This window comes from Shouchella tritolerans (assembly GCF_025770735.1).
Taxonomy (GTDB): domain Bacteria; phylum Bacillota; class Bacilli; order Bacillales; family Bacillaceae_D; genus Shouchella; species Shouchella tritolerans.
Genome location: NZ_JAODPB010000007.1, coordinates 77,346 through 104,044, shown reverse-complemented (window position 1 = coordinate 104,044; position 26,699 = coordinate 77,346). Strand labels below are relative to the sequence as shown.

Sequence of the window (26,699 nt, the reverse complement as noted above, 5' to 3'; positions counted from 1 at the left end):
TACGTTGTTGCAAGGCATCATTCCTCCGCTTGTTACGTTTTTTGATGAAAATGGCTCAGTAGATAAAGAAAAGAATTTCCGACTAATCGATATTCTGATTGAAAAAGAGGTAGATGGATTTCTCTTATTAGGGAGTAGCGGTGAGTTCACTTCAATGACGCACCAACAAAAGATCGATTATATCCATCATGTCATCCCATATATCAACAAGCGGGTTAAGTGTATGGTAAATGTCGGAAGCAATGTTGTTGAAGAGGCGGTAGATTTAGCGATAAAAGCTGAAAAAGCAGGAGCGGATGCAGTTTTAATTGTTAATCCCTTTTATTGGCCATTAAGTGAAGCACAACTGATCGATTATTTCAGCGAAATTATTCAATCCATTAAAATGGATGCCTATCTCTATAATGTGCCGATGCTTTCATCACAAGAGATTCCAGTAAACATCATTCCTCCGTTACTAGAAAGACATGACAATTTAAAAGGAATAAAAGAAACGGTTAGTGATATAGGCAGATACAGAAAATTAATTGAAAACGTTAGACCTAAAAACACTGAATTTGTCATTTTAACAGGTTTTGATGATCATTTATTACCTGGTATGATGATCGGCACCAATGGAAGTATTAATAGTACAGCTGTCGTATTCCCGGAAATCTCCGTCAAGCTAAAGAAAGCGATGGAACATCAACATTTCGAAGCAGTAAATCATTACCAAAATCTCATAGCTGAAGCTATGCAACTATATGATATAAATCACTCATTCTTTTCAACGATGAAAGAGGCGGTTTCCTATAGATGGTTTAACGGTGAACACGTCTATCATAAGAAACCTTTTCATTTAATTAACGCCAATACAAGGTCAGAAGTAGAAAGAATCGTCCATAACATCAATCGTAAATTGAAAGAAGACTGATTGATTGGGATTCGAGTAAGTTAAATGACATCAGACAGGGGTGCATATAAGTGGCCAAATTTACACAAACAGTAGAAGTATTTCAAAATTATTTGAATGGCGAATGGAAAGACAGTACGAGCGGACAAGTAATGGACAGTGTGAATCCAGCAAACCAAAATGAAACGATTGGCCGAATTCAGTCGTCTACAACTGAAGAAGTGGAAGAAGCGATTCAATCGGCCACTGAAGCGAAAGTCGGCTGGCGTAAAATCGGGCCATATCAACGGGGCCAACTATTAGCTAGTGTCGCTAATGAGTTAGAAAAAAACGTTGATGACATTGCCGAAACGTTAACAAAAGAAATGGGAAAAACGTTACCTGAAGCAATTGGTGAAACTCAACGTGGTATTGCGATATTACGGTATTATGCAGCGGAAGGGATGAGAAAAGAGGGGGAAGTGATTCCAGCTTCTGATAAAGAGGCGCTAATGTTTACGAAGCGGACACCCCTGGGCGTAGTTGGCATCATTACCCCTTGGAACTTTCCGGTGGCAATCCCTATATGGAAAATTGCCCCGGCATTGGTTTACGGAAATACAGTGGTCTTTAAGCCAGCTTCTGAAAGTGCGGTCACAGCCGCTAAAGTTGTCAGATGTTTTGAACATGCCGGTCTTCCTAAAGGTGTATTGAACTTTATTACCGGAAAAGGCTCCATTGTTGGCGATGCCCTTATAAATAGCAAGAAATTAAACGGGATTACGTTTACTGGATCTGAGTCCACTGGTAAGCTAGTCGCAAAAGCAGCGAGTGCTAATGGCGTAAAATACCAACTAGAAATGGGTGGGAAAAATCCGGTCATTGTTCTAGATGACGCTGATCTCCAAAGCGCTGTGCAAGGAATTTTAAGCGGTGCCTTCAAATCAACAGGGCAAAAATGTACGGCAACGAGTCGTGTCATTGTACAAGAAGGGATTTACGAAGAGCTGAAAAACCTCCTTTTAGAGGAAACGAAAAAGATCACGATCGGCGATGGAATGAATTCAACCATTTGGATGGGGCCGTGCGCCAGTGAAAGCCAATTAAATACCGTTTTAGAGTACATTCAAATCGGACAAGAAGAAGGCGCCACACTTCTATTTGGTGGGCAACGTTTAACTGAAAAGGAATACGCTAATGGCTTCTACGTCGAGCCAGCGATATTTGAAGATGTGACTTCTACAATGCGTATTGCCCAGGAAGAAATATTTGGACCAGTCATTGCTCTCATTAAAGTAAAAAGTGTCGAAGAAGCAATTGATATCGCAAATGACACCGAATTCGGGTTAAGTGCTTCCTTGTACACATCCAATATTGGCTCAGCCCTGTCTTTCATTGATGATATCGAAGCTGGATTAGTCCGTGTTAACGCAGAAAGTGCCGGTGTCGAATTACAGGCGCCATTTGGCGGGATGAAAGCTTCAAGTACGGGAACACGTGAACAAGGGGAAGCTGCCAAAGAATTTTATACGGCGATTAAAACCGTTTTGATTAGAAATTGAGTGAACCTCTGTCCAAATAGGCAGTCAAAATGATCAACATGTAAACGGCTTGAGCTCTGAATTCCAGAGCTTAAGCCGTTTCATCTTTTTCACAACAGATATAGTTTGACAATGAACTCTTACGCAAAGTTGAGGAAGCTGTGTACGTTGATACAAGTCCTTGGGTGCCTTCATAATAAAACGTGCTACGTGGGATTTTCAAAATCGCGCCCATGGCAGTCACTGGATAGATTCTGCGAGATGGATCACGTCCATTTTCGTCCTATGATCAGCGCTGCTAGTCTCACCTATCATTCTCCATAGCGAGCTTCAAAAGCAGATGGACGAGTGATTTCTGCTCTAGTCAGATGAAAGGACATTTAAAAATAATCATAATCAGAAGAGGCGTGATCAAATGTGGGGGAAGCGATGATAACTTAATTTTATTGATATTTCGCAAACAGTTTCCAAACTAGTTCATTTCTAGTAGTCACGCCTACCTTATAAAAAATATTTTTAAAATAATCTTGAACCGTATAATAGGAAATGTTAAGTTTGTTTGCTATTTCTTTTGTGGTATGTCCTGGCAGGCAAGCTTTCACCACTTGTTTCTCTCGGGCTGTTAAAGCATATGTTTCCATTAAATGTTCCAGCATTTCTTTGGCAGAAGCTTTGTTTATTGTAATAGCAATTGCAACATTTTTCTTTGAACTATCCGTTTGCAAAAAGGAAGCGGATGCTACGAATTGGATTTTATCTGCTACAGGAATAAAGAGTGTTAAGTTTCTATCTTTCTGGGATAAAAGCTTAAAGCATATAGCTTGAATAGGTTTAGGAAGACTACCTGGATCCTCAGAACGTTCGAATTCTTGCAACAAGGTCATATATCTTTTACCTGCTTCATTCATTGACTGTAATGACAAATGTCGATCTACAATAATTACGCCAGGATCAGTATGAAGGGATTGGGAACTTTGTTCTGATTCCATAAAAAAATAATCCCTTAATGCTTTTCCCATTATTGGGGACAACCCTTCTAATAGTAATGCTTCTTTATCAGTGAAATGTGTACTCTCTTCTCTTTTAAATAATGTTAAAAACCCGTAGCATTTCCCCTTATCCATTAAAGCTACTCGCATTTCATCTGAGAATTGGTGTGGCTTTAAAATGTCAGTAAAACGTCTACTTTCCTGTTTGCCAAAGGTATCACTTAATCTAGCTGTTTTAACAGATTTTTCCACTAACTCTCGGTATAAATGTACATCGTCTTCAAGATACTCAGAAGTTAATAAATCTTGATGAATAGGTTCGAGAGAGCATTCTGTTATTGCTCCAACCGTAGTTAGTGTCATCGGATTGACTACTGTACAACAATACGCATCGAAGGAAACTTGCTGTTTTAAACGTAGAATCATACTTTTTCTATATAGATAAGAATCCGTATATCTATTCCAAATGTTGTTTGACTTTTCTTTCCAGTAATCAATAGAGCACTGCAACTGAGTCCCCCCCTTATTCATGGGATAGTGTCTATAAGCCAGTATTTTATAATTGATAATAATTATCATTATAAATTATAGCAGGGAGAACGTTAAAAATGAAGGGAATGTTGATGGAGAAAGGTGTACTGAATGTATTGAGTGCAGTTATAGAGGGCTCGTTTTTGTTTCTGCGATTATCGAACAAAAGAGGCAATACAATATTAGCAAAAAAGGAGAGAAAAGCATGATCAATTCAGTTATGATTATCGGTGGTTATGGTGAAGTAGGTGGAAATATTGCCAAGCAGTTAACACAATCAACAGACTTACGAATCTTGATTGCCGGAAGGCGGTTAGAAAAAGCTGAATTTTACTGTCGGCAACTTGGTTCCAGTGCCCATCCTGTGGAAATAGATATACGAAAACCAAAAAGTTATGAAGCAATCTTGCTTGCAGATTTAGTGATCATGTGCATGGATCAGCAGAATACAGCTTTGGTTCAGTACTGCTTAGAGCATCATATCCATTATATTGATATAACAGCTAATTTTGCTTTTCATAAGCAAATCGAGCAGCTCAACCCTTTGGCCCAACAGTCCACCGTTATAATGAGCGTAGGCTTTGCTCCAGGTCTTTCTAATTTACTTGCTAAACATCTTATAGATCGTATGGAATCGATTGAGGAATTACACATATCTATTTTATTGGGTTTAGGAGAAGAACATGGAGTCGGGGCAATTCAATGGTTGCTTGAACAGATAAATCAATCTTACAACGTTAAAAAGAACGGTGTTACACAAACGGTTAGAAATTTTTCAGGAAAAAGAATGACGTATTTTAACCGATTAGGGAAAAGAACTAGCTATTTGTTTAATTTTTCGGACCAACATATTCTTCAACGAAAGCTACCCCGCAGCGAGGTGCAAACCTATCTTACATTTGATGTAGAGTGGGTTAATCGGATACTAGCGATAGTCCATAGGTTGAGATTTACGGCACTCCTTAAGTATTCCTGGGCAAAGCGTGTGGTGATTAAAATGATTCAAAGCTTCTGCCGTGTTCCGTCAAGTTCAGATATTTGTGCAATAAAAGTAGAAGCTACGAATAGCGAAAACAATCTGATAAATGAAATACACGAGATATGGTATGCAAACAGTGAAGCAATGACGACAGCTTCTATAACATCACTAGTTGTTAAACAACTAATTCATTCACCGTTACCTTATGGCATCTATCATATAGATGATCTATTTTGCCTTGATAAGGGAGATATAAAGCTTATAAAGAAATAAACTCTGAGGTTGTCGCCAAGTCGATAACCTCGACCAGACTGAGAGAAAACGCTTGACAAACCTCGGAGTATGCGAGCGCTGTCTACAGTGTGGAAGGTTACTATAAGCTTTTTTAAACTAGATATAACGATTTTTTCCAAAAAAGAAATGATGGAGATCAACATGGATGAATAAACAAAATGAACATTATTTATTTTGAATATTCATTATAAATAGAATTAATTAAATATAATAGTGGAATTAGATTGAATAAAAGGAGATTGATATTTTGGATAAAAAAAGGAAGGTAATAGAAAGTTATATAGACAATCCGAAGAAACAAAAACGATTATATAAACGAATCTTAATTATAGTAGTTATTTCACAAGTATTTGGAGGGGCAGGATTAGCCGCTGGATTGACAGTAGGTGCATTGCTTGCAGAAGAAATGCTTGGAACCAATGCATATGCTGGTATTCCAGCAGCTTTATTTACGTTAGGCTCAGCTGGAGCAGCATTAACGGTAGGGAGACTTTCTAATCATTTTGGAAGGCGCACGGGACTTACGATAGGATTTATAGCTGGAGGGCTTGGAGCAGCAGGTGTTGTCATTGCAGCTCTTATCCATAATATATTTTTATTATTTGCGTCCTTATTCATTTATGGTGCAGGCACCGCAACCAATTTACAAGCTCGTTATGCTGGAACTGACCTAGCAACTAATAAGCAGCGAGGAACTGCTGTAAGTATAGCGATGGTTTCTACAACATTTGGAGCAGTTGCAGGCCCAAACTTAGTAAATGTGATGGGAAATTTTGCTCTTTCTATCGGAGTTCCAGAATTAGCAGGACCTTTTATTTTATCGGCAGTAGCATTTGTAGTAGCAGGTCTGTTTTTATTTGTATTTTTACGTCCTGATCCATTTATTATAGCGTTAAAGATAAATGAAAATAGGCGACTTATTAAACCTAATAAGCTCCTGAAAGAGACTCAATTAAATAAAAAGGGAGTTGCTACTGCCGCTATCATCATGATACTTACCCAAATCGTAATGGTTGCAATTATGATCATGACGCCTATTCATATGGAAGATCACGGTCACAGTTTAAAGACTATTGGGCTTGTTATTGGTTTTCATATTGGTTCTATGTATCTCCCTTCTCTTGTTACAGGAATCCTTGTTGATAAAGTGGGTCGAGTTAATATGGCGATTGCTTCTGGCGTTACATTACTACTTTCTGGTGTTTTAGCGTCAATTGCACCAGGCGATTCCATCATTCTTCTCATTATTGCTCTTTCCTTTCTTGGGATAGGGTGGAATTTTGGCCTGATTAGTGGCACAGCTCTAATTATTGATTCAACTGAACCATCAACACGTGCTAAGACACAAGGAACCGTCGATGTTTTTATAGCTTTATCCGGAGCTTCTGGCAGTGCATTAGCAGGCATGGTGGTTGCTGGTTCTAGTTACGAAGCTTTATCGTTAGTAGGAGGTGTTTTAGCCCTGTTACTTGTTATTTTCATGATTTGGTCGCAAAAAAATAAATGTTAAGAGAGGTAAACGTTTCCCGAAAAATGAACTTCATATAGGGGAGGATTAAGAATGTTGGCTGAATGTATTACTAGGTTGCCTTCATTTCGTGTATTAATCTAGGTTTGAACCAAAAAGACAAGACCTGAAGCAAGATGGCACTGTCGTGGTAAAACAGTCATGAAAAAATCGCAACATGTTTACAAACGTTGCGATTTTTGTCATCACTTCTATTTAAAGCGTTTCTCTAATTTAGTGTGACGCAAGATATGTTTAATCAGTGCAGTCGCAGCAAAAAGGATCATGAAGATTAATATGATAGAAGCTCCTGGAGGTGTACCTAATTCATACGAAGCGACTAGACCACTCAACATGCCAATTAAGGCAATCACGATTCCAATGAAAATAACACCATTAAAGCTTTTGCTTAACCGCATTGAAATCGCAGCAGGTAAGACGATAATGGCTGAAACGAGTAAAGCGCCGACTATCGGCATAATGATTGCAATCGTTACCCCTGTTAACACGTTAAACAAAATAGACATCGTTTTGATAGGCAAACCAGCGGTGAAGGCAATTTCCTCATCAAATGTCAAAATATACATAGGTTTTCGGAAAACGAAATAGAGGAGACTAATCATAATCGTTAGGATGAACAACATCCATACTTGCTGCTTACTAATGGTGACAATGGAGCCAAATAAAAATTGGTTCATGCTTAAAGTAGCTCCACCATCATTTAACCCCATGAGGAATAGGGCTAGAGCCATGCCGACTGACATTAAAATCGCAATCGAAATTTCCGAATACGTGCGATACACCACACGTAAATATTCAAGCATGATGGCAATTACCGCAACGACTAAAAGATTGGTCCACGTTGGATTGACGCCGATTAGCAAACCTAGTGCTACACCCGCTAAGGATACATGTGATAGAGTATCCGCCATTAGAGACTGTCTACGTAATATTAAAAACAAGCCTAACAATGGTGCAATGAATGAGATTAGGAGTGAGGCTTGGAAAGCTCTTTGCATGAATCCATGGAAAAACATCTCCATGGAGAGTCCTCCTTCCTGACTAGCTCAATATGTTTGTCAGCATAATGACGGATTTCTTCATGATCATGGGTAACCATTAAAATCGCTTTCCCATGTTCACGGCAATTGTGTTTTAACAATTTATAGAATTCTTCTCTAGAATTCACGTCCATTCCAGTTGTAGGTTCATCTAGCACAAACAAATCAGGGTCTGTTGCAAATACACGGGCAATGGAAATCCGCTGTTTTTGCCCGCCAGATAATTCTCCTATCTTTTTATGGCGCATGTCCCACATTCCCACTGATTCTAGTGAGCGCCGCACATGCTCTTTGTCATCTTTATCTAATCGTTTAAACCATTTGCCTCTTTGATAGCGGCCAGATTGCACAAGTTCAAGCACAGTACTCGGAAATCCAGCGTTAAAGGAGGCAACCTGCTGTGAAACATATCCAATCATGAGCTTCTCGCCAAAACGATTTTTTGGTGAAATTCGGACGCTACCTTTTGACGGTTTCAACAAACCTAAAATATTGCGCAACAAAGTCGTCTTTGCGGCACCATTTTCTCCGGTTAGCATCACAAAATCCTCTGCATCTACTTCAAATGAAATATTTTCCAACACCGGTTCGTTTTCATACTGAAAGGCGAGATTTTTTACTTCAATATAATGCATAATGAAACGACCTTTCTATTATAGATCGTATTCTTTCTACTTATCGTTTAAGAATACGATCTATACGTTTCGTTGTTTCCTATCTACAATCGTTTAATCATGCCCGTTATTGGATGCTTAACTGTAAAGCTTCCAAGTTTTGCCGCATGGCATCCACGTATCCTAGATCCTCTGCTTGAAGCTCTTCAGATAGTACTTCTAAGTCATACAAGACGGCTGTCTCTGTCTCTGTTTCAGTAGCGACCGTTTCGGCAATGGCTGAATTGGCTCCTTGTTGATAATAAATAACTGGCACATCATGTTCTTCCACGAGGTTTCCAATTTCAGCAATACGCGATGGACTCGGTTCAACTTCTGTAGATAAACCGCCAATCGCTACTTGTTCTAACTGATAACGTTGCGCAAGGTATCCAAAGGCTTGGTGTTGGACGACAAACACGCGGCTTTCTGCATCTTCAAGCGCAGCTTGATAGTCCTCATGTAATGCTTGAAGCTCTTTATTAAAGGCTTCTGCATTTTCCTCATAAATCGCTTGTCCGTCTGGATCTGCCTCAATCAGGGCATCGCGAATGACGTTAACTTGCTCTTGTGCCAATACGGGGTCTAGCCAAATATGTGGATCGTGTGATTCATGATCATCAATGATGACCGATACTGGCTCTGATTCTGCATACGTATTATGATCGTCATCAAAAAGGACTGCCCGTACTTCGAAGCTTTCTCCAGTTGTTTCATACTCAAAGTGATCGGTTCCTTGTCCAGATACAGCTTCCCATTCATCATCTTCACTCATACGTGTGTACCAGTGCCAATGATCGTAGTCTACCTCTTCTTCAAGCTGAGCAACGAGTGTAACGACATCTCCTGTATGATAGTGATCCGCCAATCCAACAATTTCAATTGCGCTATCACTTCCATGCTCCTGATGTTGACCATGTTCCTCCTCATGCTCATGTTCCTCTTCCTGGCCGTGGTCGTGGCCGTGGCCGTGATCATCAATGACAATTTCTACTGGTTCTGACTCTGCGTATTCATTGTGACTATCATCAAAAAGGACTGCCCGGACCTCAAAGCTATCTCCTGATGCCTCATAGTTGAATTCAGGTCCTCCTTGATTGGGAACAGTTACCCATTCCTCATCCGCACTTTCTCTTGTATACCAGTGCCAATGATCATAGTCTACTTCTTCATCTAATTCCGCCGTTAATTCAATCATGTTGCCAGTATGATAATGGTCGGCAACACCTTGAATGTTTATCTTTCCAGCGGCTTCTTGTTTTTCCTCGTTTCCATGTTGATCGTGGCCATGAGAATGACCTGATCCACTAGTATCCACTAAATCAACACCATCTGCTGTACGAGCGATGACCAGATCATTGTTCTCTACTGTGTTAAATAGACTTTCAACCCAATGTTCCATTTCTTCACTACTATAGACAAATACTTCTGCTTCATTAACAGCCGCTACATCTTGGGCACTTGGTTCATAATGATGGGCATCTTCTTCTGCAGAAACCATTAGTGATACGTCTGCACGATCCCCTGCGACTTGTTGAGCAAATTCATACATTGGGTAAAACGATGTTACAACGGATAACTTCTCACTTGCAGTGTTTTCGTCTTCATTTTGGTTACAGCCCATAAGAGTGGTACACATAATGGAACTAAACAAAATGGTAACGAACCGATTGGCTTTCATCCTATATTCTCCTCACTGTACGAATGATCAGACCTCAGCTATATTCTCTTAAATGAATCTTTGCGACAGAGATTAATGTGCCAACATATCACGTACGATCCCATCTTTGTCTAATTCAGAAGGATAGTACGTTGGCCAATTTGTAACTTCCTCCAATAGGGCCTCACGGTCATCTCCCCAATATAAGTGAAAATGATGGGAATCTACTGGAAAGATATTGTGATCACTAAACTGAATGTATGGAGGCATTTCATCTGATCCATCAACTAATTTAAAGATAAATCGTACGCCTCTATTACCTGCTTCATAGGTAAGAATCTCGTAACCATCTGATTCGTACTCTCCTGAATACTCGTTGTCATTTTCAAAGAAAGTGACGGTATTGTCTTCAATGATGATACGATCAACATCTGTTTCATATCCTACCGTGTAATACTGTTTGTACTCTTCTTCTGTCATATCTCCATCTTCTGCCTTATGTTCAAACACTTCATCTAGATCTCCAGATAAAAGATAAGGATAAACCGATTGCCAATCTCCTTCCCAATCAGACAATTCACGGTCTTCAACCTGACTATCTTCAAAGTAGCCTTGATAGATTTGGCGGCTTTCTTCATCATGTCCATGATGATCATCAATCACCACTTTGACTGGTGCAGATTGAACATGAGGCTCATGGTCATGATCGAATAAAACAGCTTTTATTTCTAAGCCATCGATTGTTGCTTCTCCTGTAAATGTGTCCGTTTCCTGTCCTGAAACGCCTTCCCATTCCTCATCTGCACTTTCTCTGCTATACCAGTGCCAATGATCATATTCTGTTTCTTCATCCAGTACTGCGGTTAGCTCAATCGCATCGCCCGTATGATAGTGATCAGCAACCCCTTCGATTTTTATACTTTCTGGAGCCTCAAAATCGTTCGTATCACCGTGGGCATGACCCTCATCTGTATGTACTTCTGATTCCCCTTCTTCTATTCCGTTCACTTGCTCCTCATCTTTTGTTCCTTGACATGCTGTTAAATAAGTACTTAGTACTAATAAACTTGATAAGCTAATAAGCAGTCTTTTCATTTTTTTCTTCCTCTCCTTTAAGGCGATATGTAAATCGAAATGATTACGTTTTGTTACAAGCTAACACTAATTCCGCTATTCCGTCAAGAAGTTTATTTCATTCGATCGAATAATAATCGGTTTGTGGTCATCTGTATCCATAAAGGGGGGGATCGGAGCTGTTGGCTGATTGAATCTCTCACTTTGCTTCTGTCAAGGTGGATTTGTGGTGAGTAACGTTGGGAATCATAGTTGTTTTAAGTCCCATAATCAGCCAGTTTCGCTGTTAAGAGGGAAGCGTTCATGTTTGTCAAACTCACCATTGATTTTCTTTTACGCGAAGAAACGGACGTATGAGGGGAGGGGACAATCTTTGCTATTTACAATCCTACGTGGATATCATATAATCCTTTTAAATCGTAATTGTTACGATTTGTTGTTTCTGTTTTAGCAGGTATGGAATAGTCTCATGGTTGTCGCTGTACATGTTACGATCAAAGTCGGAAATTTAGACGATGGAGGAAAAAGAGAATTGCCAAAAGAACAAACGGTTCCCGTTACGATTTTAACTGGCTTTTTAGGTGCAGGAAAAACCACATTTCTCAATCACTTACTAAAAGGGATAGCTGAACGAAATGTGGCTGTCATCATTAATGAATTTGGCGATACATCGATTGATAGCCACTTGGTCGTGCCAACTAAGGAAGAAATAATAGAAGTGAATAGTGGTTGTATTTGTTGCAATGTACGGGCTGATTTAATCAATCTATTAAGGAATTTGAATGAACGAGAAGAACCGCTTGACCGTATTGTCATTGAGACAACGGGTATGGCTAATCCGGCACCTGTCATTCAAACGTTTTTAATGGATAAGGAAACGGCCCATTCATTTGAAATCGATAGTGTGATTACGATGGTTGACGCCAAGCATATTTGGCAACATTTAGCGGAAGAAGAACCTGGGCAACAAATCGCTTTTGCTGATGTTCTCTTGATAAATAAGATTGATTTGATTACGGATGAGGAAAAAAATAAACTAGAACAACAGCTGACCCATATGAACCCACAGGCGAAACAAATTTATACAACATTTGCCCATGTAGATATTCGAGATGTCGTTGGGAAAAAATCCTTTGATTTAAAAAATGTATTAAAAATAGATCCGACTTTATTAACCGAAACGCATCACCACCATCATAATGAACAAGTGACTTCTTTTGTGTTTCAGGAAGACCATCCCCTTGATTTAGAAAAAGTGAACAACTGGTTCGCCTATTTAGTCCAATTTAAAGGAGAAACGCTGTATCGTTATAAAGGTGTCCTTTATATAAAGCAACTTGAGAAAAGAGTTGTTTTTCAAGGCGTACATATGCTGTTTGCAGGCACAGAGGGAGCGCCGTGGGCGAAAGAGGAAAAAAGGCAAAGTGAGATCGTCTTTATTGGCAAACATCTCGACGATCAGGAACTAGCGAAAGGCTTTCACTATTGTCGTGCTTAATTTTTTTTGTGTTTTAAATCGTAATAATTATGGTTTATGGTCACCATGCAGAGCATTCCGTGATTCCAATCGTTTTCGATAGGTACGACGACAGGGCCCTATAGCTCAATCTGAACGATCTTTTAATAGGAGGGGAGAGTGTCAATGTTAGAAAGTGTGCGGCCTTCCCCCGCTCAACCGACAGATGTATTGTTAGTGGGTTGTGAATCTGTTGGCAAATCAGGTTTATTTCGCCAGTTGACGGGTGAGAAACGAGCATTAGCAAGCAACATAAAAGGCTCAACCGTAGCTGCTTTAAGCGCAACCTGTACAATCAACAGCGATGTTCGATTAACAGATTTGCCAGGACTTCAATTTGATATGGACAGCCACAGCACACAGCTTACGCTAGATCATTTAGAAGGAGAGGAAACGATTCTCTTAGTTGTAAGGGCAACGAACTTGAAGGAGGAGTTAATACAGCTACAGCAAAAATTGGAATTGAAAGGGAAAAGAATAGCGATTGCCGCAACGCACCGAGACAAGTACTTGCCCTCAAAAGCCGAACAAAAAAGAGTGCAAGAACTGTTACAAGTTCCCGTTGTCTGGATGAATGCCCGAAAGATGGAGCAAGGGGAACAAGAGCAAGTGATGACATGTATCGAGAATGCCCGTGTCTGGGGAGTGACGACAAGTATTATTTATTTCTTGCCTGCTTCGCCTAATCCTGTTAACCGTTTATTGCCGATATTCCGTTTGCCGATCATAGGGCCAATGCTCGCATGCCTATTTATTTTGGCCATATTTGCTTTGCCAGTATTTACTGCCTATATGTTTGTCAGTTGGCTCGAGCCATTGACAGAACAATATTTGCTTGTACCACTCATCTCTTTGTTACTTGAGCAGGTACCGCCCTTTTTAGCAAATGTCTTAACAGGTAATTATGGATTAATCACTTTAGGCTGGTACTCATTTCTCTGGGCTTTTCCTGTTGTCATCATGATCAGTATCACGACTACGATTACAGAAGAGATTGGGATACAGGAGCATTTAACCAATGCGTTAGATCCGTGGCTGCGTAAAATCGGTTTAACTGGAAGAGATTTGCTTCCTGTCATAACGGGATTTGGTTGCAATGTGGTAGCCGTGATGCAAAGCAGAAGTTGTAGTAGCTGTACGCGGGCGTCATGCATGTCGATGATTTCATTTGCTTCAGCATGCAGTTATCAAATAGGGGCGACGTTGTCGATTTTTAATGCCGCACATGTTCCGTTTTTATTTATTCCGTATTTGCTTTTATTACTTATTGTAGGAGCCATTCACACGAGAATTTGGCACAAAAGTACCACAAATGAGCTAATACCTATTGCGCCGCTTCCTTATTTGCAAGGGATGAACTGGAAAGGGTTTTGGTGGAAGGTATCTAGTGTCATGAAACAGTTTTTGCTCCAAGCTATGCCGATTTTCTTGGCGATCTGTCTTGTTGCATCTGTATTTGAAACAATAGGGATGTTATCGATTTTTAGCTGGCTCGCTCTGCCTTTGTTATCTCTATTTTCCTTACCTGTAGAAGCAGCGCTTGGCTTAATCTTTTCTTTTATTAGAAAGGATGGCTTGCTTGTGTTGAATGAGGGGCAAGGGAGCTTATTAATGGAGATGTCAATCGCTCAGGTGTTTATTCTTGTCTATTTGGCTTCCACTTTATCTGCTTGTCTTGTGACGTTATGGACAATCAGCAAAGAGACAAGTTGGAAAACGGCCTTGTCGATTGGATGGAAACAAATGCTGACAAGTGTTATTAGTGCAGCTGTTGTTGCGGTGGGACTATCTTTCATTAACTAAAAGGAAGTATGATAGTGAGCGAATCGCTCCACATTCAGAGCAATTATAATGGGTGGTGGGAATAGTGATTTTATCAGGACAAACGATCAAGCAATTCATACAGGAAGAACGCATGGTGATTACCCCTTTTACAGACTTAAGCATACAACCAGCATCGATTGATCTACGCTTGGGGGATCATTTTTTAGTAGTGGATGACATGTCTACCCCTTTATTATCAGTTGACAAGCCGGCGAACTATCATGAAACACAGGTGCCAGAAGGCGGAGTGATTTCGATTCCACCTAAAACGTTTATGCTAGGAACAACGTTAGAACAAATTCGTTTGCCTGATGATTTAACAGCTTTTGTTGAAGGGAGAAGCTCGATCGGAAGACTAGGTGTGTTTATTCAAAATGCTGGCTGGATTGATCCAGGCTTCTCTGGCCAAATTACATTGGAGTTGTTTAATGCAAACCGTGTTCCTGTTCAATTGCAGGTCGGCATCCGTGTTTGCCAGTTAGTGATCGCAAACGTCGACCAAGCTACAGAAGGCTATCGCGGAAAATATTTATATCAAGAAGGGGCTACCCCTAGCAAAGTCTATATGGATCTAGACAGAGAGGGGAATATGGAATGAGCAAAACCTCTTGTCGTTAGCCATTTTTTTGTTGTTCAAATCGTATAATCTTCTCAACAATATGGTTGGCGGCGTTTGGTTTTTTTAATTTACGTGCATGATGCTGGAGCGCTTTATAATGAGATGTTTGATACAACACACTCTCTATTACTTGAGGTAATTGAATACAACGTTCTACTTTTACGGCAGCCCCTGAATTGGATAAATATTCGGCATTTTGCTCCTCGTGCCCTGGAATAGGATTGTAAATCATAATCGGTGTTTCACAAGCAAGAGCTTCTGCCATAGTTAATCCGCCTGCTTTGGAAAGTATCCCGTCACTTGCCTTTAGATACAGTAAAAATTGATCTGTAAATTCAACGATTTTTATGGAGTGTTTACTGTTCTGCCGTAAAATGCTTTGCTTCGCTTTACGATTGTGCCCTACCATACATACAATCTGAATCGATTGTTGTAATTGTTCTAATTCCCGTATTATGCGAGTATAATTTGATAAACCAATGCCGCCTCCTGAAATTAACAGGATCTTCTTATCCAAATCAAGTCCCAAATCATGACGAGCTTGTAACTTCGTTATTTGTAAATCGTCATGATTTGAAATGGGGATGCCTGTTGAATAAAAAAGGTGGGAAGGAATGTTGGACAAGTTGGCAAATTCTTCAATTTTAGGGGATGCTGTAAAATAGCCATTTATTTCTTGCCTTACATAGGCAGGATGCAAGACAAAGTCCGTTATAACCGTATACAAGGGGACCTCTAATTGTTTTACCTGTTTGACTCTTGTTAAAAACGCTGTCACAAATGGATGCGTTGAAATCATGAATGAACACTTCTGTTTATCAATGATTGAATAGAGTTGTTCTACAAAAAGGGAGCCAAAGCGATCTAACCATAAATACAACGGATGTTCTTCTGCATATAAATAAATTTTTCTCCATACTACTGGGTATCGTTTTAGCAAATGAATATAACTGCTCAGCATCAACTTATGAAGCCTTGGGCTGATCGCGTGAAACGTATCAACAATTTCAGGATGAAAGCCATGATGATTAAATTCATGTTGTAGGGCTTTAGCCGCCTGATGGTGGCCATATCCAATTGATGCAGAAAAAATCAATGGCTGATTTCTCATCCTATGTTCTCTCCTTCACATGCAACACTCTATAACAGAATATGCTGTAGAACTTTCTGGGTACATACGAACTTTGCATGCAAGCAAAAGGCAGACTTCCATTCGCTAGTTATATAAACAGATATACGGCCGCCTAGATTTATTCGTTTTCTTTTTCGCTAGTGGAAGTCCGTTCAAGGATCTCTTCATATTCGAACTCAAAACATGCAATAAGAATTTCTACTATTTGACTTACTATTTGCTTTAGCATAGTCTCCATGTCCTTACCTGCCCCAATGTCTTCATGTACCCAACGGTATAGATCCATTTATTTGTCGGTGCAACAAAGGTAAATTCTTTCCTGTTCTTCTTCTTTCTTTGTCATTCCCTCAACATTGATGCGCCGTTTGTTAAACTTCCATGCATGTGCCGACTATTACCCTAACTGGAAGCGAAAACCTGAAACGTTCATTTGAACAAAGGAGGCTTCATTTCAAGTCATGGGCACTTGAGGAATGACTTTATCCTCAATACGTTCAAAGATTTCATCCAAATCATGCCCGGTTATGGTCAGACCATGATTTTTAAGGCCAATCACTGCTCTGCTTGGGTCATCGGCTTGACGTACCAACTCTGCAACCGTTTCGGCAAGCTGGATTGTTCCGCAGGGATAGTTTATTTGCGTAGCTTCTATTCCGTCCATCCAGGCATGTATATGTACAATGGCCCCAACATCTGGATGTTCCCGATAGATCATCCAATGTTCAATCGCATCCACGGACGCTCTTTTCGGGGTAATATTTGGCGGTATGCTAATTTTCATGGCGTTCTTTGTAGAATCGTATCCAGTGATATAGAGAATGTCCCTTCCAATCTCTTTCATATTGGATTTATCAATTCCGCTGGCACTCATCCAGAAATGATCGTTATTTTCACGACTACTAAGGTTCCCGTAACTTAATCCACCAATGCCATACAATTTCTTTAAATGGCGCATATCTCGAGGAGATAAGTAATTGTCAATTGGAAATGGCGCTGGCAATAAATTCATTTTGTCCAGTCTTTTTCCCGATACATACATTTTCCTGGTTCTATCATTTCCATCTAATAAATCGTCAATGAGGTCTTCATTGAAATGATTATCAATCACTAACTGTGAGGAAGCCAAAGGTTCCAACCTGTCAAATATACGTTCAAATAATACTTCTTCTGCTTCATCCGTACGATGAGTCATGCTATAAAATCCTTGTTCGGGCGTGAGAAAATAGAGGTGTATATCATCATCTTGGTGGTAAATATACATCAAATGATTCGCTAGAGACCGAATCAAATAAGGATAGGCCGTTTTAAAAACATTTTCTGGTTTTTCTTCTGTTTCGAGGATGCTCACAACGAAAGTCGATTGAGAATGGCGACGAAAATGTCGAGGCCGATCAGGGTCAATCACATTAAAAACTAGATTGATTTGGTCTATCGGCTCTTCCTTATACTCATATCCAGCCTTTTGAAATGTATGGATCATCCCCTCTGTCAACCATGTCAAGAATGGACGATTGGTTTTTCCGTTAACCGTAAAGGTTTTCATTTGCTGATCCCTCCTAAATGCTTATTAAGGTTCAAATACAACTTTCATACTTGTTCCTACCGCCTTACTTGAAGCAACGTTTAGTGCTTGTCGGTATTCTTTTATAGGGAAACGATGGGTGACAAGCGAAGATAGATCTACTTTCCCTGAACGCAATAATTCAATGGCGATATCGAATGTTCTCATTCTCACGCCTTGATACTCGTCTGTACTATACGCAAAGCTTCCTTTTACCTCTAATTCATTTAGCCAAACAGTCGTCCAATCGATGCCATTCATAATTCCTGCCAAACCGAGCAGGACAACTTTGCTACCACTTGCTGCAAAGCGCAAGGAATCGTTTACACTTTGTGTTTTTCCAACGCATTCATAAACAACATTTGCCCCTCCCTCAATGACATCCGGACCAAATAGTGGCTTCAGTCTTTTCGCACCTACCGCTTCACTTAATTCTTTAACATAATTTCTAGATAAGCGGATTACATGGTCTGCACCGAATCGGGCTGCACATTCGGCCTGAAAATCATGTTTCACTAACACGACCACTTTGCATGGGAGATTCAAAGCTCGAAGTGCCGCCACCACACAAATCCCAATGACGCCTCCGCCAATCACAAGCACCGTATCATTTTCTTTTGGAGGGGTACGTAGCACTCCATGCAGAGCACAGCTAAAAGGCTCTATCATCACTCCATTGAGGTCATCAATTTGATCAGGCAAGCGAAATACTTGGTTCTGGTGAGCGACAAGATATGAACTCCAGCTTCCGCCTGTATCCCGGCATGTACCTGTTAGCAAGCCAGGAGAAATATGGCCATCCGTCATATTTTCACATATGCTATAATCTCCTCTCACACAGGCAGGACATCGATCATGAATCCCTCTAGTTTCACATGATAAAATCGGGTCGACAATCACTCGGTCCTCTACTGATAAATCGGTGACGTTGTTACCGACCTCTGCAATAACCCCAACGGATTCGTGTCCGATCGTAAAAGGGAAAGAAGCATAAGGGGAAGTCGCCGGGCTCTCATTAAGACATAAAATATTTAGATCGCTTCCACAAATCCCACCGTATTTTACTTTCATTTTCACCCAATCGTCATTAGGTAAGTCTGGATCTGGCAAATGCGTCAAACGAAGACAGGACGCCTTTGAAGACCAGTACAAAGATTTCGAAAACCTCCCAAGTGTTTTAGTGAAAAGATAGCGAGAGGGTTTAAAATCAAATTGTAATGATTCCACAATACACCACCTAACTGTCGTAATTTGGAAAAGCGCTACTTATACTGTAACCAGGAAAAGAGTGGCTATACGTTTTTTTTAGGAGAATTTTTTAATGGATCCAGGGAGATAATAGGAGAAAATCTGATGATTGAGGGAATAGGATGATTTATCGTTTATTGAAATCTGTTGCAAAAGTCGTTTTGTTTTTTATTTTTAAAGTAGAATTGATCGGAAAAGACCGAATTCCTTCCGGTGCTGTTATAGTTGCTGCCAACCATATAAGCAACTTTGATCCGATTATCCTTTCTTGTATGTTCAAGCGAGACATTCATTTTATTGCGAAGAAAGAACTGTTTAGCAACCATTTCTCGAACTGGTTTTTCCGTAAGCTTCACGCTATCCCCGTCGATCGTCATAACGGGACGGTGATTCGTCCGGTACGCCATGCTTTGGATGTCCTGCAGCGAGGAGAAGTATTCGGTATCTTCCCTGAAGGAAAAAGATGTAGAGAAGGAGAGAGGATCCGCCCCAAAAAAGGTGTGGCATTTTTCGGCTGCAAAACCGATGCCCCTATCCTTCCGGTTGCAATTGTCAGACTGGGCACAGGGCTCGGACGAACACCGATCAAAGTCATTATTGGTAATCCGATTTATACCGCCAATTTTTTGGACGCTGATTACGATTTTATCTCCCAGGTTGTCATGGAACGAATTAATGAGTTTAGTGAATTATATGATTGGAGGAACAGCGAATATGACGAGCAAACGTGCCCTCATGATTTATAATCCTTCCTCAGGTAGAAAGCGGAACCATAAAAAATTCCCAATGGTAATCGAAAAACTAACGAGCATTGGCTATGACATTCGCATTCATGACTCAAAAGATGTAGCAAAATTAGAATCGCTTATTAAGCATGCTTGTACGAATCGGTGGGAAGCACTGTTTGTCGCAGGGGGAGATGGGACGATTAATACCGTCTTCCAGTTCCTGTCCGCAGAGCAATATCGACCAGTAGTTGGAATTTTTCCATTTGGGACAAGCAACGAATTCGCACAAGTAATTGGTTTACCGAAGAACCTATTCACGATTCTCTCGTACATTGAGAAAGGAGAGACATCTTTTGTAAATATCGGAAAACTTGGGGAGCGCTACTTTGCAAACATCGCAGCAGCTGGTTGGTTAACAGATATTACGTACGAAACGCCAACTTCCCTTAAATCAACGTTTGGCGAATTTGCATATTATCCTTATTTTATAAAGAAGTTTTTGCAAAGCAGACCTTCTGAATCCATTTCCATTCACGTTTTGCCTGATCGACAAATTTCGGACGTATCTTTTTTTCTTTTGATGAATGGGAATTCTGTCGGACCTTTTGAACGTTTTATTTCCCAAGATAGTAAGAGCGATGGAGCTTTTCATTTAATTACTTGTCATAGCTGTAATCGATTGCATTTTTTCTTCATTTTATTGTTAACTGTATTGAGGCTCGGAAATCCCCGTTCACTAATCAACCATCAAGAAGTAGTTGATTCTGAAATTTATTTGCCGGACACAATGCCCATAAACGTGGATGGAGAACAGCACAAAATAACGGAAAGGAAGTTCCGAGTTTTATCGAATCATCTTCAAGTTTTCACAGCTAATTCCCACGCTATACAAAGTGGATAACGTCAAATAACGAAGAAATGCGGCTTTGACTATATGGTGATCACGTATCGCAAAACAAACCAAAATCACTTTGGTCGGTGGGCAGCCCTGTACTATCTAGTCTTCATTAATTGCATGATCCATTTTTTTAGGTCAACAATCCGTAAATGTTCTGGACGGGTGTTCGTTCCGGTTACAATCATTGGGACCAGAGAATCGTCCGCATGTAAGGAGCCATGTGCTGCACCGCCTTTGTAGTTAGGACTCCCACTACGAACAAACTCAAATCCAGGCTTTGCATCAACGACGAGGAAACGACCTTCATGGGAACGAAATACAGCTAATAATCTCGCTAATGGGTCAGGATAATTCCCATAAAAAATGCGTTTTTCTTCGTTGATCGTTATGTCTAAAATTGGGGTTTCGCCTTCTAACGACCATGATTGTCCGTATTGATCAATATATTGTCCACCATTTCGGAAGGAGAAGACTGTTTCGTATTCTGACGAAGCGACATGGATGTCTTCTCCTTTTCGCCATGCGACAAAGCCGATTCGTTGATCTTTTTTGAGGAGAGTAGCGATCGACGTCGAATCAAGATGGTTGTCCAGTAAATAGACATAGGCCATTCGTTCATTTAATCCAAGTACAATTTGATCATCATGTTGTACCGATTTCGATAATGTTGGTATCCGGTAATTCTTTAAAAGGAGTGGCAAATCAATTAATGCATGTTTATCATTGCCAATCCGTGCCTGGCCGCTATCTCCCATCACAATCCACACATTTTCCTTTAATGCCTCATCCCACGAGCCGTATGTATTTAGAAGTTTTTGTACTTCATGGTCTACCTTTTCAATTCCCACAGTTGTCTTTGGTCCCTTTTTATGCACGTCTTTATCATTAACCGGGAAGTATGCGATCGTAAATTTTGGTAGCTTTCCGTTCTTTATCAAATGGATCATTTCGGACGTACTGAATTTGTCGTTTAAGCCATATGCTTGCCATAAATGGCCATACCGGTTTTTAGGGTTCAGTTGTGAAAGCGATCCGAAAGAAAAAAGCGATGTCCCTTTTATATGGATTTCGTGAGGCAATAACTTAAAAAAGGTGGCAAGCCGTGGTGGCCGAAGTTGTTTAGAGGTGCTGCCCCTGTAAACAAGAGCATTGACAGACGCTGACTGTTCTCCGTTTTGTGCCAATTCCTCGTGAATAGTGCGGACATCCGGGCTGATATGGCTGTTGTTCAAATGATAAAGGGCGTTGTTTAACACATTTTTTACACCAAGCATAAGGATCTCTTGCCATGCACTACCGTAGCTAATGAGGTTATTGTTTTTTTTATCATACCAAACAAGACCTGGGATTTTATGTTGATCCGGATACGTGCCTGTTAACAATGAAGTATCGATCGTTACGGACATTGTCGGGAATGAACTAACAACGTTAGGAAAGTACTGGCCTTTTTCGATTAAATAGTTTAAAGCTGGTGCTTTATTGTTTTTAATGGCATCTTGCAATGGTTTATCCATCAATGAGTCAATGACCAATACAATGACGCCTCCCGAAGTATGATTCTGTAAGGAGGAAGTGCTGTTTTTTTCTTGGTCTCGTTTTTGTCGGAAGTATCTATATACACCTATGATGAATAAGGCGAATATGACCAGTAATAGGAGTCCCATAAAGTGATCCGTTCCTTTCCAAAGGATTTGACAGAGATACATGGATGTATTATTACCTAAAATTCGTTCAATATACTTATTAGAGAAAGGGGATTGTAGACTTGGAGATAAAAGTAATGACGTTTAATATTCATCACGGTAAAGGGATTGACAAAGAAGTGAACCTTGGGCGAACGGCGAGTGTCATCGAAAAAAGCGGAGCGGATATCATTGGTCTTAACGAAGTGGACAAACATTTTTCAAAAAGAAGTGATTATAAAGATCAAGTTGCAGAGTTAGCAAAGTATTTATCATTTGACTACGCTTTTAGCCCGGCTTTAACGTTGAAATCAAACCCGTTTGCAGAAGACCGCCAATATGGAAATGCACTTCTATCTCGTTATCCGATTGAAAAAAGTAAAAGTCACCTTTTTCCTGTCACTGGCTACCATGCGGAGAATCGTTCGCTATTAGAAGCCACTGTTCTTTTAAACAAGCAGCGATTAAACATGTATGTAACCCATCTAAGCCTCAATCCTTTCTTACACCAAAAACAGACCGCTTTTATTTTAGATAGAACGGAAAGAGAGGACCACCCTACAGTACTTCTTGGCGATTTTAATATGCGTCCCGGTACGAATCGGTGGAAAAAATTCAATCAAAGATTTGTTGACGCTTGGAGAAAAGCAGGGGTTGGGAACGGATATACGTATCCTTCGACCAGACCGAGACTTAGGTTAGATTATATATTTGTAACCTCTCCTATTCAGATCATCGATATGAACGTTTTCACATCTTTGCCGGAATGCTCCGATCATTTACCGATACTAGCTACACTCCTATTCAATGCACATTCGTCCCAGTGATAGAAACTTGACTGAATAGATGTTCACATAACACGAAGAGCGTCTTTGACCACACTTATGTTGATCGGGCTTTCCGTAAATTGTTCGCCGTCACTTTGGACAAGAACAGGTTTTTCAGAGGAAATATACACTTCCTTTCCTGTTAACAATGTGACGTTTTTATCTGTCGTATGCTTTCCTTTGTAAGCTTTTGGTAGCAATCGTAACAACTCCCATCTTTTTATATCGTGAACAATACAAAGGTTTAGCATTCCATCATTGTAAGAGGCGTCTGGACAAATTTTAATTCCGCCCCCATAGTTTGGTGCATTGGCTACAGCAACAAGCCAAACCTCTGAAAATGTCATTTCTTTGCCGTCAACTGTAATGTCTATTTTCGTCGGACGATAATCCCTTAAGGTTGCCAGCATGCTCACCGTATAGACGAGCCCGCCTAGTCGAAAGTGGTTCAGAAAACGTTTGTACTTGGCTTTATTCACGTTTCGCGCAATTTGCCCGTCGAAACCAATGCCGGTTACCGTTAGGCAATATCGATTGCCAAGGTTGAGTAAATCTACTTTTATCCCATTATTTAAAACAATTCTCTCTAACGCCTTTGAATAATTCATTGGTATACCGATACAACGAGCGAAATCGTTTCCAGAGCCAGCAGGAATAATTCCTAAAGAGAGATCCGTATGTACAAGCTCATTAGCGACCTCATGAATGGTTCCATCCCCGCCCACGACAATAACGGTTTGAACATCCTCATTTAAAAGGTCTTTGACGATCTCGGATACGTGTTGAGAAACCTCTGTAAAACGAGCAATATAAGGGAGATTTTGTTGTTGTAATATGTTCTCGATACGTTTCCATGTACGATCTCCCTTCCCGTTTCCAGAAGTTCTATTAATGATAAATGCATACATCCTTATGCCCCTTTCTGATGAACAGACCATCTTTTAAATGATCCTTTATGTCATTGAATGAACTCCTGAAAGTCGAGAGTAGCGTTCTTATTATGTACAGAATAAGCAGATTTCATAAGTTTAGCCCTCCCAACAAAGCAACTTTTTATCACAAAGTGAAACATCAATAGACTAGTTAGCGGGTTGAAAGAGGCGCTACCGTTCATTAATGGAGGAAGATACATGCAAATTGTAAGAATCATGGATCATTTTATGACAGGGAGGGGAACAAGGAATGTATATCCATACAGTTGCCCCGAGACAAATTTCTATACATACATCATCTTGGAAGTTTAATGCTATGATTTCACTATTTGTAATAGGGTATAACCAATTGGATGAATTCGTAGGATGGAATGATCAAACAACATTCATGTATACTAATGTCAATATGTAAATATAGGGGTTCGATATAAATGGATAAAGAAAATACGCAACGTTCTTGCTGTGCTGGAAGTCGGGCAGACATGAAAAGGATAATGAAAACAGAAAACCAACCGAAAAAAATAGAAGAAGGTCAACAAATTAAATATAAAGAAAAAATGATCCCTCTTACTGGAGGAGAATTTTTAATGGGAACCGAAGACAATGAAGGGTTTCCAGCAGATGGCGAAGGGCCGATTAGAAAAATAACGGTTGCCCCATACTATATCGATGCTTATGCGGTAACCAACGAAGAGTTTAGTGCCTTTGTTAAAGAGACAGGCTATGTGACAGAGTCGGAAAAGTTCGGATGGTCGTTTGTTTTTTATACATTTCTTTCAAAGAGTATAGCAGATCGGGCAAAACCATTACCGCAAACTCCGTGGTGGTATGCAGTAGAAGAAGCATATTGGTATCAACCAGAGGGGCCTGGCTCACACATTGATGATCGTATGGATCACCCTGTCATTCAGGTAAGCTGGAATGATGCTGTAGCTTTTTGTAAGTGGGCTGGAAAACGTTTGCCGACAGAGGCAGAATGGGAGTATGCGGCAAGAGGAGGGCTTGAGCAGAAGCTTTTTCCTTGGGGAGATGAGCTTACACCGAATGGAGAGCACTATTGTAATATTTGGCAAGGGGATTTTCCGAACGAGAATACAGAGGAAGATGGCTATGTTGGGACAGCGCCTGCCAAATCTTTTCCTCCCAATGGGTATGGACTCTATAATGTTTCTGGTAATGTCTGGGAATGGTGTGCAGACTGGTTTACGAGGACACCCGATTTAGCTGAGGTGGTAAATCCAGTTGGGCCAAAAACAGGGCAGGGTAAAGTCATGCGTGGAGGCTCGTATCTTTGCCATAAATCCTACTGTAATCGATATCGAGTCGCAGCACGTAGTTCGAATACGATCGATAGTGCTACAGGTAATTTAGGGTTTCGTTGTGCAATGGATGCATAGTTTTTGGAGGTGAAGTTCAGTTATTGTGAACCTCACCTTTTTTCCTTCGTTCGTATATATTCCATAAATGCTTGAACGCTTTTTTTGGTAAATCTCTTTGGCTTCCAAACCATCCATAAATTACGCTTTAACACCGTATCACGTATTTTCTTTTCATGTAAAAACCCTTGTTCAATTTCACGGGCTACGGTTAGCCTTGAGACAATACTTATCCCAAGACCAGCTTCTACCGCACTTTTTATCGATTGTGTACTGCCAAGCTCCATATAGCTTTCTATTTTTCCTAAAATCCCCCACTCCTTTAAGAAGTTTGTGATAATCGCTCTCGTGCCCGATGAGGGCTCTCGCCATATCATTCTCTCTTGTGCTATTTCGTCTATTTGGACTTCATTTTTCAAGCTCCATGGATGGTCTGGTGCGTGTATGAGAACGAGCTCATCTTCTATTACTTTTTCGATGGATAGTTTTGCGTCATCTACAAGCCCTTCCACTAAGGCAAGGTCGATCCTATCGTCCAAAAGAAGCTCTAAAACGTTTGGCGTATTTTCTACATATAACGATAAACGAAAATCCGGATTTTTATGTTTAAATCTTCCCAGTAAACCTGGTAACAAGTACTCCCCGATTGTGAGGCTAGCCCCTATTTTTAATGTACTCTCGTACCCTTTTAATTTTGCAATGACTGCTTCCTTTGATTGGTTGTAATCTTGAACGATCGACTTAGCGAACGGATACAGCACATGGCCACTATCAGTGAGTATCAACCTCCCGTCTTTTCTATTAAAGAGGAGCGCTCCATATTCTGCTTCTATTTGATGGATTTGTTTCGTTATCGCAGGTTGAGATAAATATAAAGATTTAGCCGCCTGATTGATGCTACCAGTCTCTACGACAAAACAAAACGTTTTCAATAATTGGATGTTCATAATGACCGGCTCCTTTTGTCTATCACGGACATTGTTTGCTCTTTTCGTAACATTATATCTCTGCGATAGAGGTGTGTCACCTGTGGATGTTTATTACAAGGGAATTTAGATTTGTAGCCTGTCGGACAAGGGGAAACTCAGCGTCTTTAGGATTTGTCTAAATCGTAAGTGGTTTATTATTTCATTTGTTTATACTATGATTAAATAAAATAAAATGAGAACTTTGGATGATACTACAACAATAAGCAT

General features: G+C 40.2%; 22 protein-coding genes. 11 read left to right on the top strand and 11 right to left on the bottom strand.

Going from position 1 to position 26,699, the window contains the following annotated elements:
* Nucleotides 1-7: 7 nt before the first annotated feature.
* Both N6H06_RS19405 and gucD read left to right on the top strand, forming a co-directional pair.
* Nucleotides 8-913 carry a dihydrodipicolinate synthase family protein gene (locus tag N6H06_RS19405; RefSeq protein ID WP_062750176.1) on the top strand — a complete coding sequence of 302 codons (906 nt, stop codon included), beginning with the start codon at nucleotides 8-10 and terminating at the stop codon, nucleotides 911-913.
* A gap of 50 nt (nucleotides 914-963) precedes the next feature.
* Complete coding sequence (gucD, locus tag N6H06_RS19400; protein ID WP_062750175.1) at nucleotides 964-2,433, top strand: alpha-ketoglutaric semialdehyde dehydrogenase GucD; 1,470 nt, start codon at nucleotides 964-966, stop codon at nucleotides 2,431-2,433.
* A 422-nt stretch (nucleotides 2,434-2,855) separates the two neighbouring features.
* Here the strand turns inward: gucD and N6H06_RS19395 are convergent, their stop codons facing one another.
* Complete coding sequence (locus N6H06_RS19395; protein ID WP_213029452.1) at nucleotides 2,856-3,911, bottom strand: helix-turn-helix transcriptional regulator; 1,056 nt, start codon at nucleotides 3,909-3,911, stop codon at nucleotides 2,856-2,858.
* A 226-nt stretch (nucleotides 3,912-4,137) separates the two neighbouring features.
* Here N6H06_RS19395 and N6H06_RS19390 point away from each other — a divergent pair, with 226 nt between their 5' ends.
* Nucleotides 4,138-5,184, top strand: coding sequence for a saccharopine dehydrogenase family protein (locus N6H06_RS19390; RefSeq protein WP_213029451.1), 1,047 nt, complete (start codon nucleotides 4,138-4,140; stop codon nucleotides 5,182-5,184).
* Nucleotides 5,185-5,452: 268 nt separating this feature from the next.
* A complete protein-coding gene (locus N6H06_RS19385; protein ID WP_238583371.1) occupies nucleotides 5,453-6,715 on the top strand; it encodes an MFS transporter in 1,263 nt (420 codons plus the stop codon).
* A gap of 209 nt (nucleotides 6,716-6,924) precedes the next feature.
* Here N6H06_RS19385 and N6H06_RS19380 read toward each other — a convergent pair whose 3' ends face one another.
* The 4 genes from N6H06_RS19380 to N6H06_RS19365 all read right to left on the bottom strand — a co-directional run bounded on the left by N6H06_RS19380 (nucleotide 6,925) and on the right by N6H06_RS19365 (nucleotide 11,181).
* The gene (locus N6H06_RS19380; protein WP_062750172.1) at nucleotides 6,925-7,755 is read right to left on the bottom strand and encodes a metal ABC transporter permease; all 831 of its coding nucleotides are present in this window, start codon (nucleotides 7,753-7,755) and stop codon (nucleotides 6,925-6,927) included.
* Nucleotides 7,701-8,408, bottom strand: coding sequence for a metal ABC transporter ATP-binding protein (locus N6H06_RS19375; RefSeq protein ID WP_062750171.1), 708 nt, complete (start codon nucleotides 8,406-8,408; stop codon nucleotides 7,701-7,703). Before N6H06_RS19375 ends, N6H06_RS19380 begins: the two co-directional genes overlap by 55 nt.
* Before the next feature lie 106 nt (nucleotides 8,409-8,514).
* Nucleotides 8,515-10,107 (bottom strand): metal ABC transporter solute-binding protein, Zn/Mn family, encoded by a 1,593-nt coding sequence (locus tag N6H06_RS19370; RefSeq protein ID WP_263707760.1) that lies wholly within the window; start codon nucleotides 10,105-10,107, stop codon nucleotides 8,515-8,517.
* A gap of 72 nt (nucleotides 10,108-10,179) precedes the next feature.
* Nucleotides 10,180-11,181, bottom strand: a complete 1,002-nt coding sequence (locus N6H06_RS19365; protein WP_263707759.1) for a metal-binding protein ZinT — start codon at nucleotides 11,179-11,181, stop codon at nucleotides 10,180-10,182.
* 511 nt (nucleotides 11,182-11,692) lie between these two features.
* Here N6H06_RS19365 and N6H06_RS19360 point away from each other — a divergent pair.
* The 3 genes from N6H06_RS19360 (at nucleotide 11,693) to dcd (ending at nucleotide 15,098) form a co-directional block, all read left to right on the top strand.
* Entirely contained in the window at nucleotides 11,693-12,658 is a 966-nt protein-coding gene (locus N6H06_RS19360; RefSeq protein ID WP_263707779.1) for a CobW family GTP-binding protein, read from the top strand.
* Nucleotides 12,659-12,802: 144 nt separating this feature from the next.
* Nucleotides 12,803-14,479, top strand: coding sequence for a FeoB small GTPase domain-containing protein (locus tag N6H06_RS19355; RefSeq protein ID WP_263707778.1), 1,677 nt, complete (start codon nucleotides 12,803-12,805; stop codon nucleotides 14,477-14,479).
* Nucleotides 14,480-14,543: 64 nt separating this feature from the next.
* Entirely contained in the window at nucleotides 14,544-15,098 is a 555-nt protein-coding gene (gene dcd, locus N6H06_RS19350; protein WP_213029446.1) for a dCTP deaminase, read from the top strand.
* A gap of 16 nt (nucleotides 15,099-15,114) precedes the next feature.
* Here the strand turns inward: dcd and N6H06_RS19345 are convergent, their stop codons facing one another.
* The 3 genes from N6H06_RS19345 to N6H06_RS19335 form a co-directional block, all read right to left on the bottom strand.
* Entirely contained in the window at nucleotides 15,115-16,230 is a 1,116-nt protein-coding gene (locus tag N6H06_RS19345; RefSeq protein ID WP_062750166.1) for an MGDG synthase family glycosyltransferase, read from the bottom strand.
* A 472-nt stretch (nucleotides 16,231-16,702) separates the two neighbouring features.
* Nucleotides 16,703-17,794, bottom strand: coding sequence for a class II aldolase/adducin family protein (locus N6H06_RS19340; protein WP_213029444.1), 1,092 nt, complete (start codon nucleotides 17,792-17,794; stop codon nucleotides 16,703-16,705).
* A gap of 24 nt (nucleotides 17,795-17,818) precedes the next feature.
* Entirely contained in the window at nucleotides 17,819-19,039 is a 1,221-nt protein-coding gene (locus tag N6H06_RS19335; RefSeq protein ID WP_263707758.1) for a zinc-dependent alcohol dehydrogenase, read from the bottom strand.
* Nucleotides 19,040-19,182: 143 nt separating this feature from the next.
* Here N6H06_RS19335 and N6H06_RS19330 point away from each other — a divergent pair, with 143 nt between their 5' ends.
* Together N6H06_RS19330 and N6H06_RS19325 are read left to right on the top strand one after the other, a co-directional pair.
* Nucleotides 19,183-19,806 (top strand): lysophospholipid acyltransferase family protein, encoded by a 624-nt coding sequence (locus tag N6H06_RS19330; protein ID WP_263707757.1) that lies wholly within the window; start codon nucleotides 19,183-19,185, stop codon nucleotides 19,804-19,806.
* Nucleotides 19,775-20,689, top strand: coding sequence for a YegS/Rv2252/BmrU family lipid kinase (locus N6H06_RS19325; RefSeq protein ID WP_263707756.1), 915 nt, complete (start codon nucleotides 19,775-19,777; stop codon nucleotides 20,687-20,689). The genes N6H06_RS19330 and N6H06_RS19325 overlap by 32 nt, the downstream gene beginning before the upstream one ends.
* A 92-nt stretch (nucleotides 20,690-20,781) precedes the next feature.
* On the opposite strand, the gene N6H06_RS19320 is transcribed toward N6H06_RS19325, so the two are convergent.
* Nucleotides 20,782-22,218, bottom strand: coding sequence for an alkaline phosphatase family protein (locus N6H06_RS19320; RefSeq protein WP_318527590.1), 1,437 nt, complete (start codon nucleotides 22,216-22,218; stop codon nucleotides 20,782-20,784).
* Nucleotides 22,219-22,451: 233 nt separating this feature from the next.
* Between N6H06_RS19320 and N6H06_RS19315 the strand changes: the two genes are divergently transcribed.
* Nucleotides 22,452-23,195, top strand: a complete 744-nt coding sequence (locus N6H06_RS19315) for an endonuclease/exonuclease/phosphatase family protein (RefSeq protein WP_263707754.1) — start codon at nucleotides 22,452-22,454, stop codon at nucleotides 23,193-23,195.
* Nucleotides 23,196-23,218: 23 nt separating this feature from the next.
* Here N6H06_RS19315 and N6H06_RS19310 read toward each other — a convergent pair whose 3' ends face one another.
* Entirely contained in the window at nucleotides 23,219-24,103 is an 885-nt protein-coding gene (locus N6H06_RS19310) for a diacylglycerol/lipid kinase family protein (protein ID WP_062750160.1), read from the bottom strand.
* A gap of 455 nt (nucleotides 24,104-24,558) precedes the next feature.
* On the opposite strand from N6H06_RS19310, the gene N6H06_RS19305 reads away from it, so the two are divergent.
* Nucleotides 24,559-25,524: a formylglycine-generating enzyme family protein gene (locus N6H06_RS19305; protein WP_263707753.1), complete on the top strand. Its 966-nt coding sequence runs from the start codon at nucleotides 24,559-24,561 to the stop codon at nucleotides 25,522-25,524.
* 32 nt (nucleotides 25,525-25,556) lie between these two features.
* On the opposite strand, the gene N6H06_RS19300 is transcribed toward N6H06_RS19305, so the two are convergent.
* Nucleotides 25,557-26,450, bottom strand: coding sequence for a LysR family transcriptional regulator (locus N6H06_RS19300; RefSeq protein WP_263707752.1), 894 nt, complete (start codon nucleotides 26,448-26,450; stop codon nucleotides 25,557-25,559).
* Between the last annotated feature and the right edge of the window lie 249 nt (nucleotides 26,451-26,699).

Excerpts from the sequence above, each read along its gene's own strand:
- N6H06_RS19310 (WP_062750160.1), bottom strand. The coding sequence starts at position 24,103 with ATGTATGCATTTATCATTAATAGAACTTCTGGAAACGGGAAGGGAGAT.
- N6H06_RS19370 (WP_263707760.1), bottom strand. The coding sequence starts at position 10,107 with ATGAAAGCCAATCGGTTCGTTACCATTTTGTTTAGTTCCATTATGTGT.
- N6H06_RS19355 (WP_263707778.1), top strand. The coding sequence starts at position 12,803 with ATGTTAGAAAGTGTGCGGCCTTCCCCCGCTCAACCGACAGATGTATTG.
- N6H06_RS19330 (WP_263707757.1), top strand. The coding sequence starts at position 19,183 with ATGATTTATCGTTTATTGAAATCTGTTGCAAAAGTCGTTTTGTTTTTT.
- N6H06_RS19390 (WP_213029451.1), top strand. The coding sequence starts at position 4,138 with ATGATCAATTCAGTTATGATTATCGGTGGTTATGGTGAAGTAGGTGGA.
- N6H06_RS19375 (WP_062750171.1), bottom strand. The coding sequence starts at position 8,408 with ATGCATTATATTGAAGTAAAAAATCTCGCCTTTCAGTATGAAAACGAA.
- N6H06_RS19300 (WP_263707752.1), bottom strand. The coding sequence starts at position 26,450 with ATGAACATCCAATTATTGAAAACGTTTTGTTTTGTCGTAGAGACTGGT.
- N6H06_RS19340 (WP_213029444.1), bottom strand. The coding sequence starts at position 17,794 with ATGAAAACCTTTACGGTTAACGGAAAAACCAATCGTCCATTCTTGACA.
- N6H06_RS19325 (WP_263707756.1), top strand. The coding sequence starts at position 19,775 with ATGACGAGCAAACGTGCCCTCATGATTTATAATCCTTCCTCAGGTAGA.
- N6H06_RS19380 (WP_062750172.1), bottom strand. The coding sequence starts at position 7,755 with ATGGAGATGTTTTTCCATGGATTCATGCAAAGAGCTTTCCAAGCCTCA.
- N6H06_RS19365 (WP_263707759.1), bottom strand. The coding sequence starts at position 11,181 with ATGAAAAGACTGCTTATTAGCTTATCAAGTTTATTAGTACTAAGTACT.
- N6H06_RS19305 (WP_263707753.1), top strand. The coding sequence starts at position 24,559 with ATGGATAAAGAAAATACGCAACGTTCTTGCTGTGCTGGAAGTCGGGCA.
- N6H06_RS19345 (WP_062750166.1), bottom strand. The coding sequence starts at position 16,230 with ATGAGAAATCAGCCATTGATTTTTTCTGCATCAATTGGATATGGCCAC.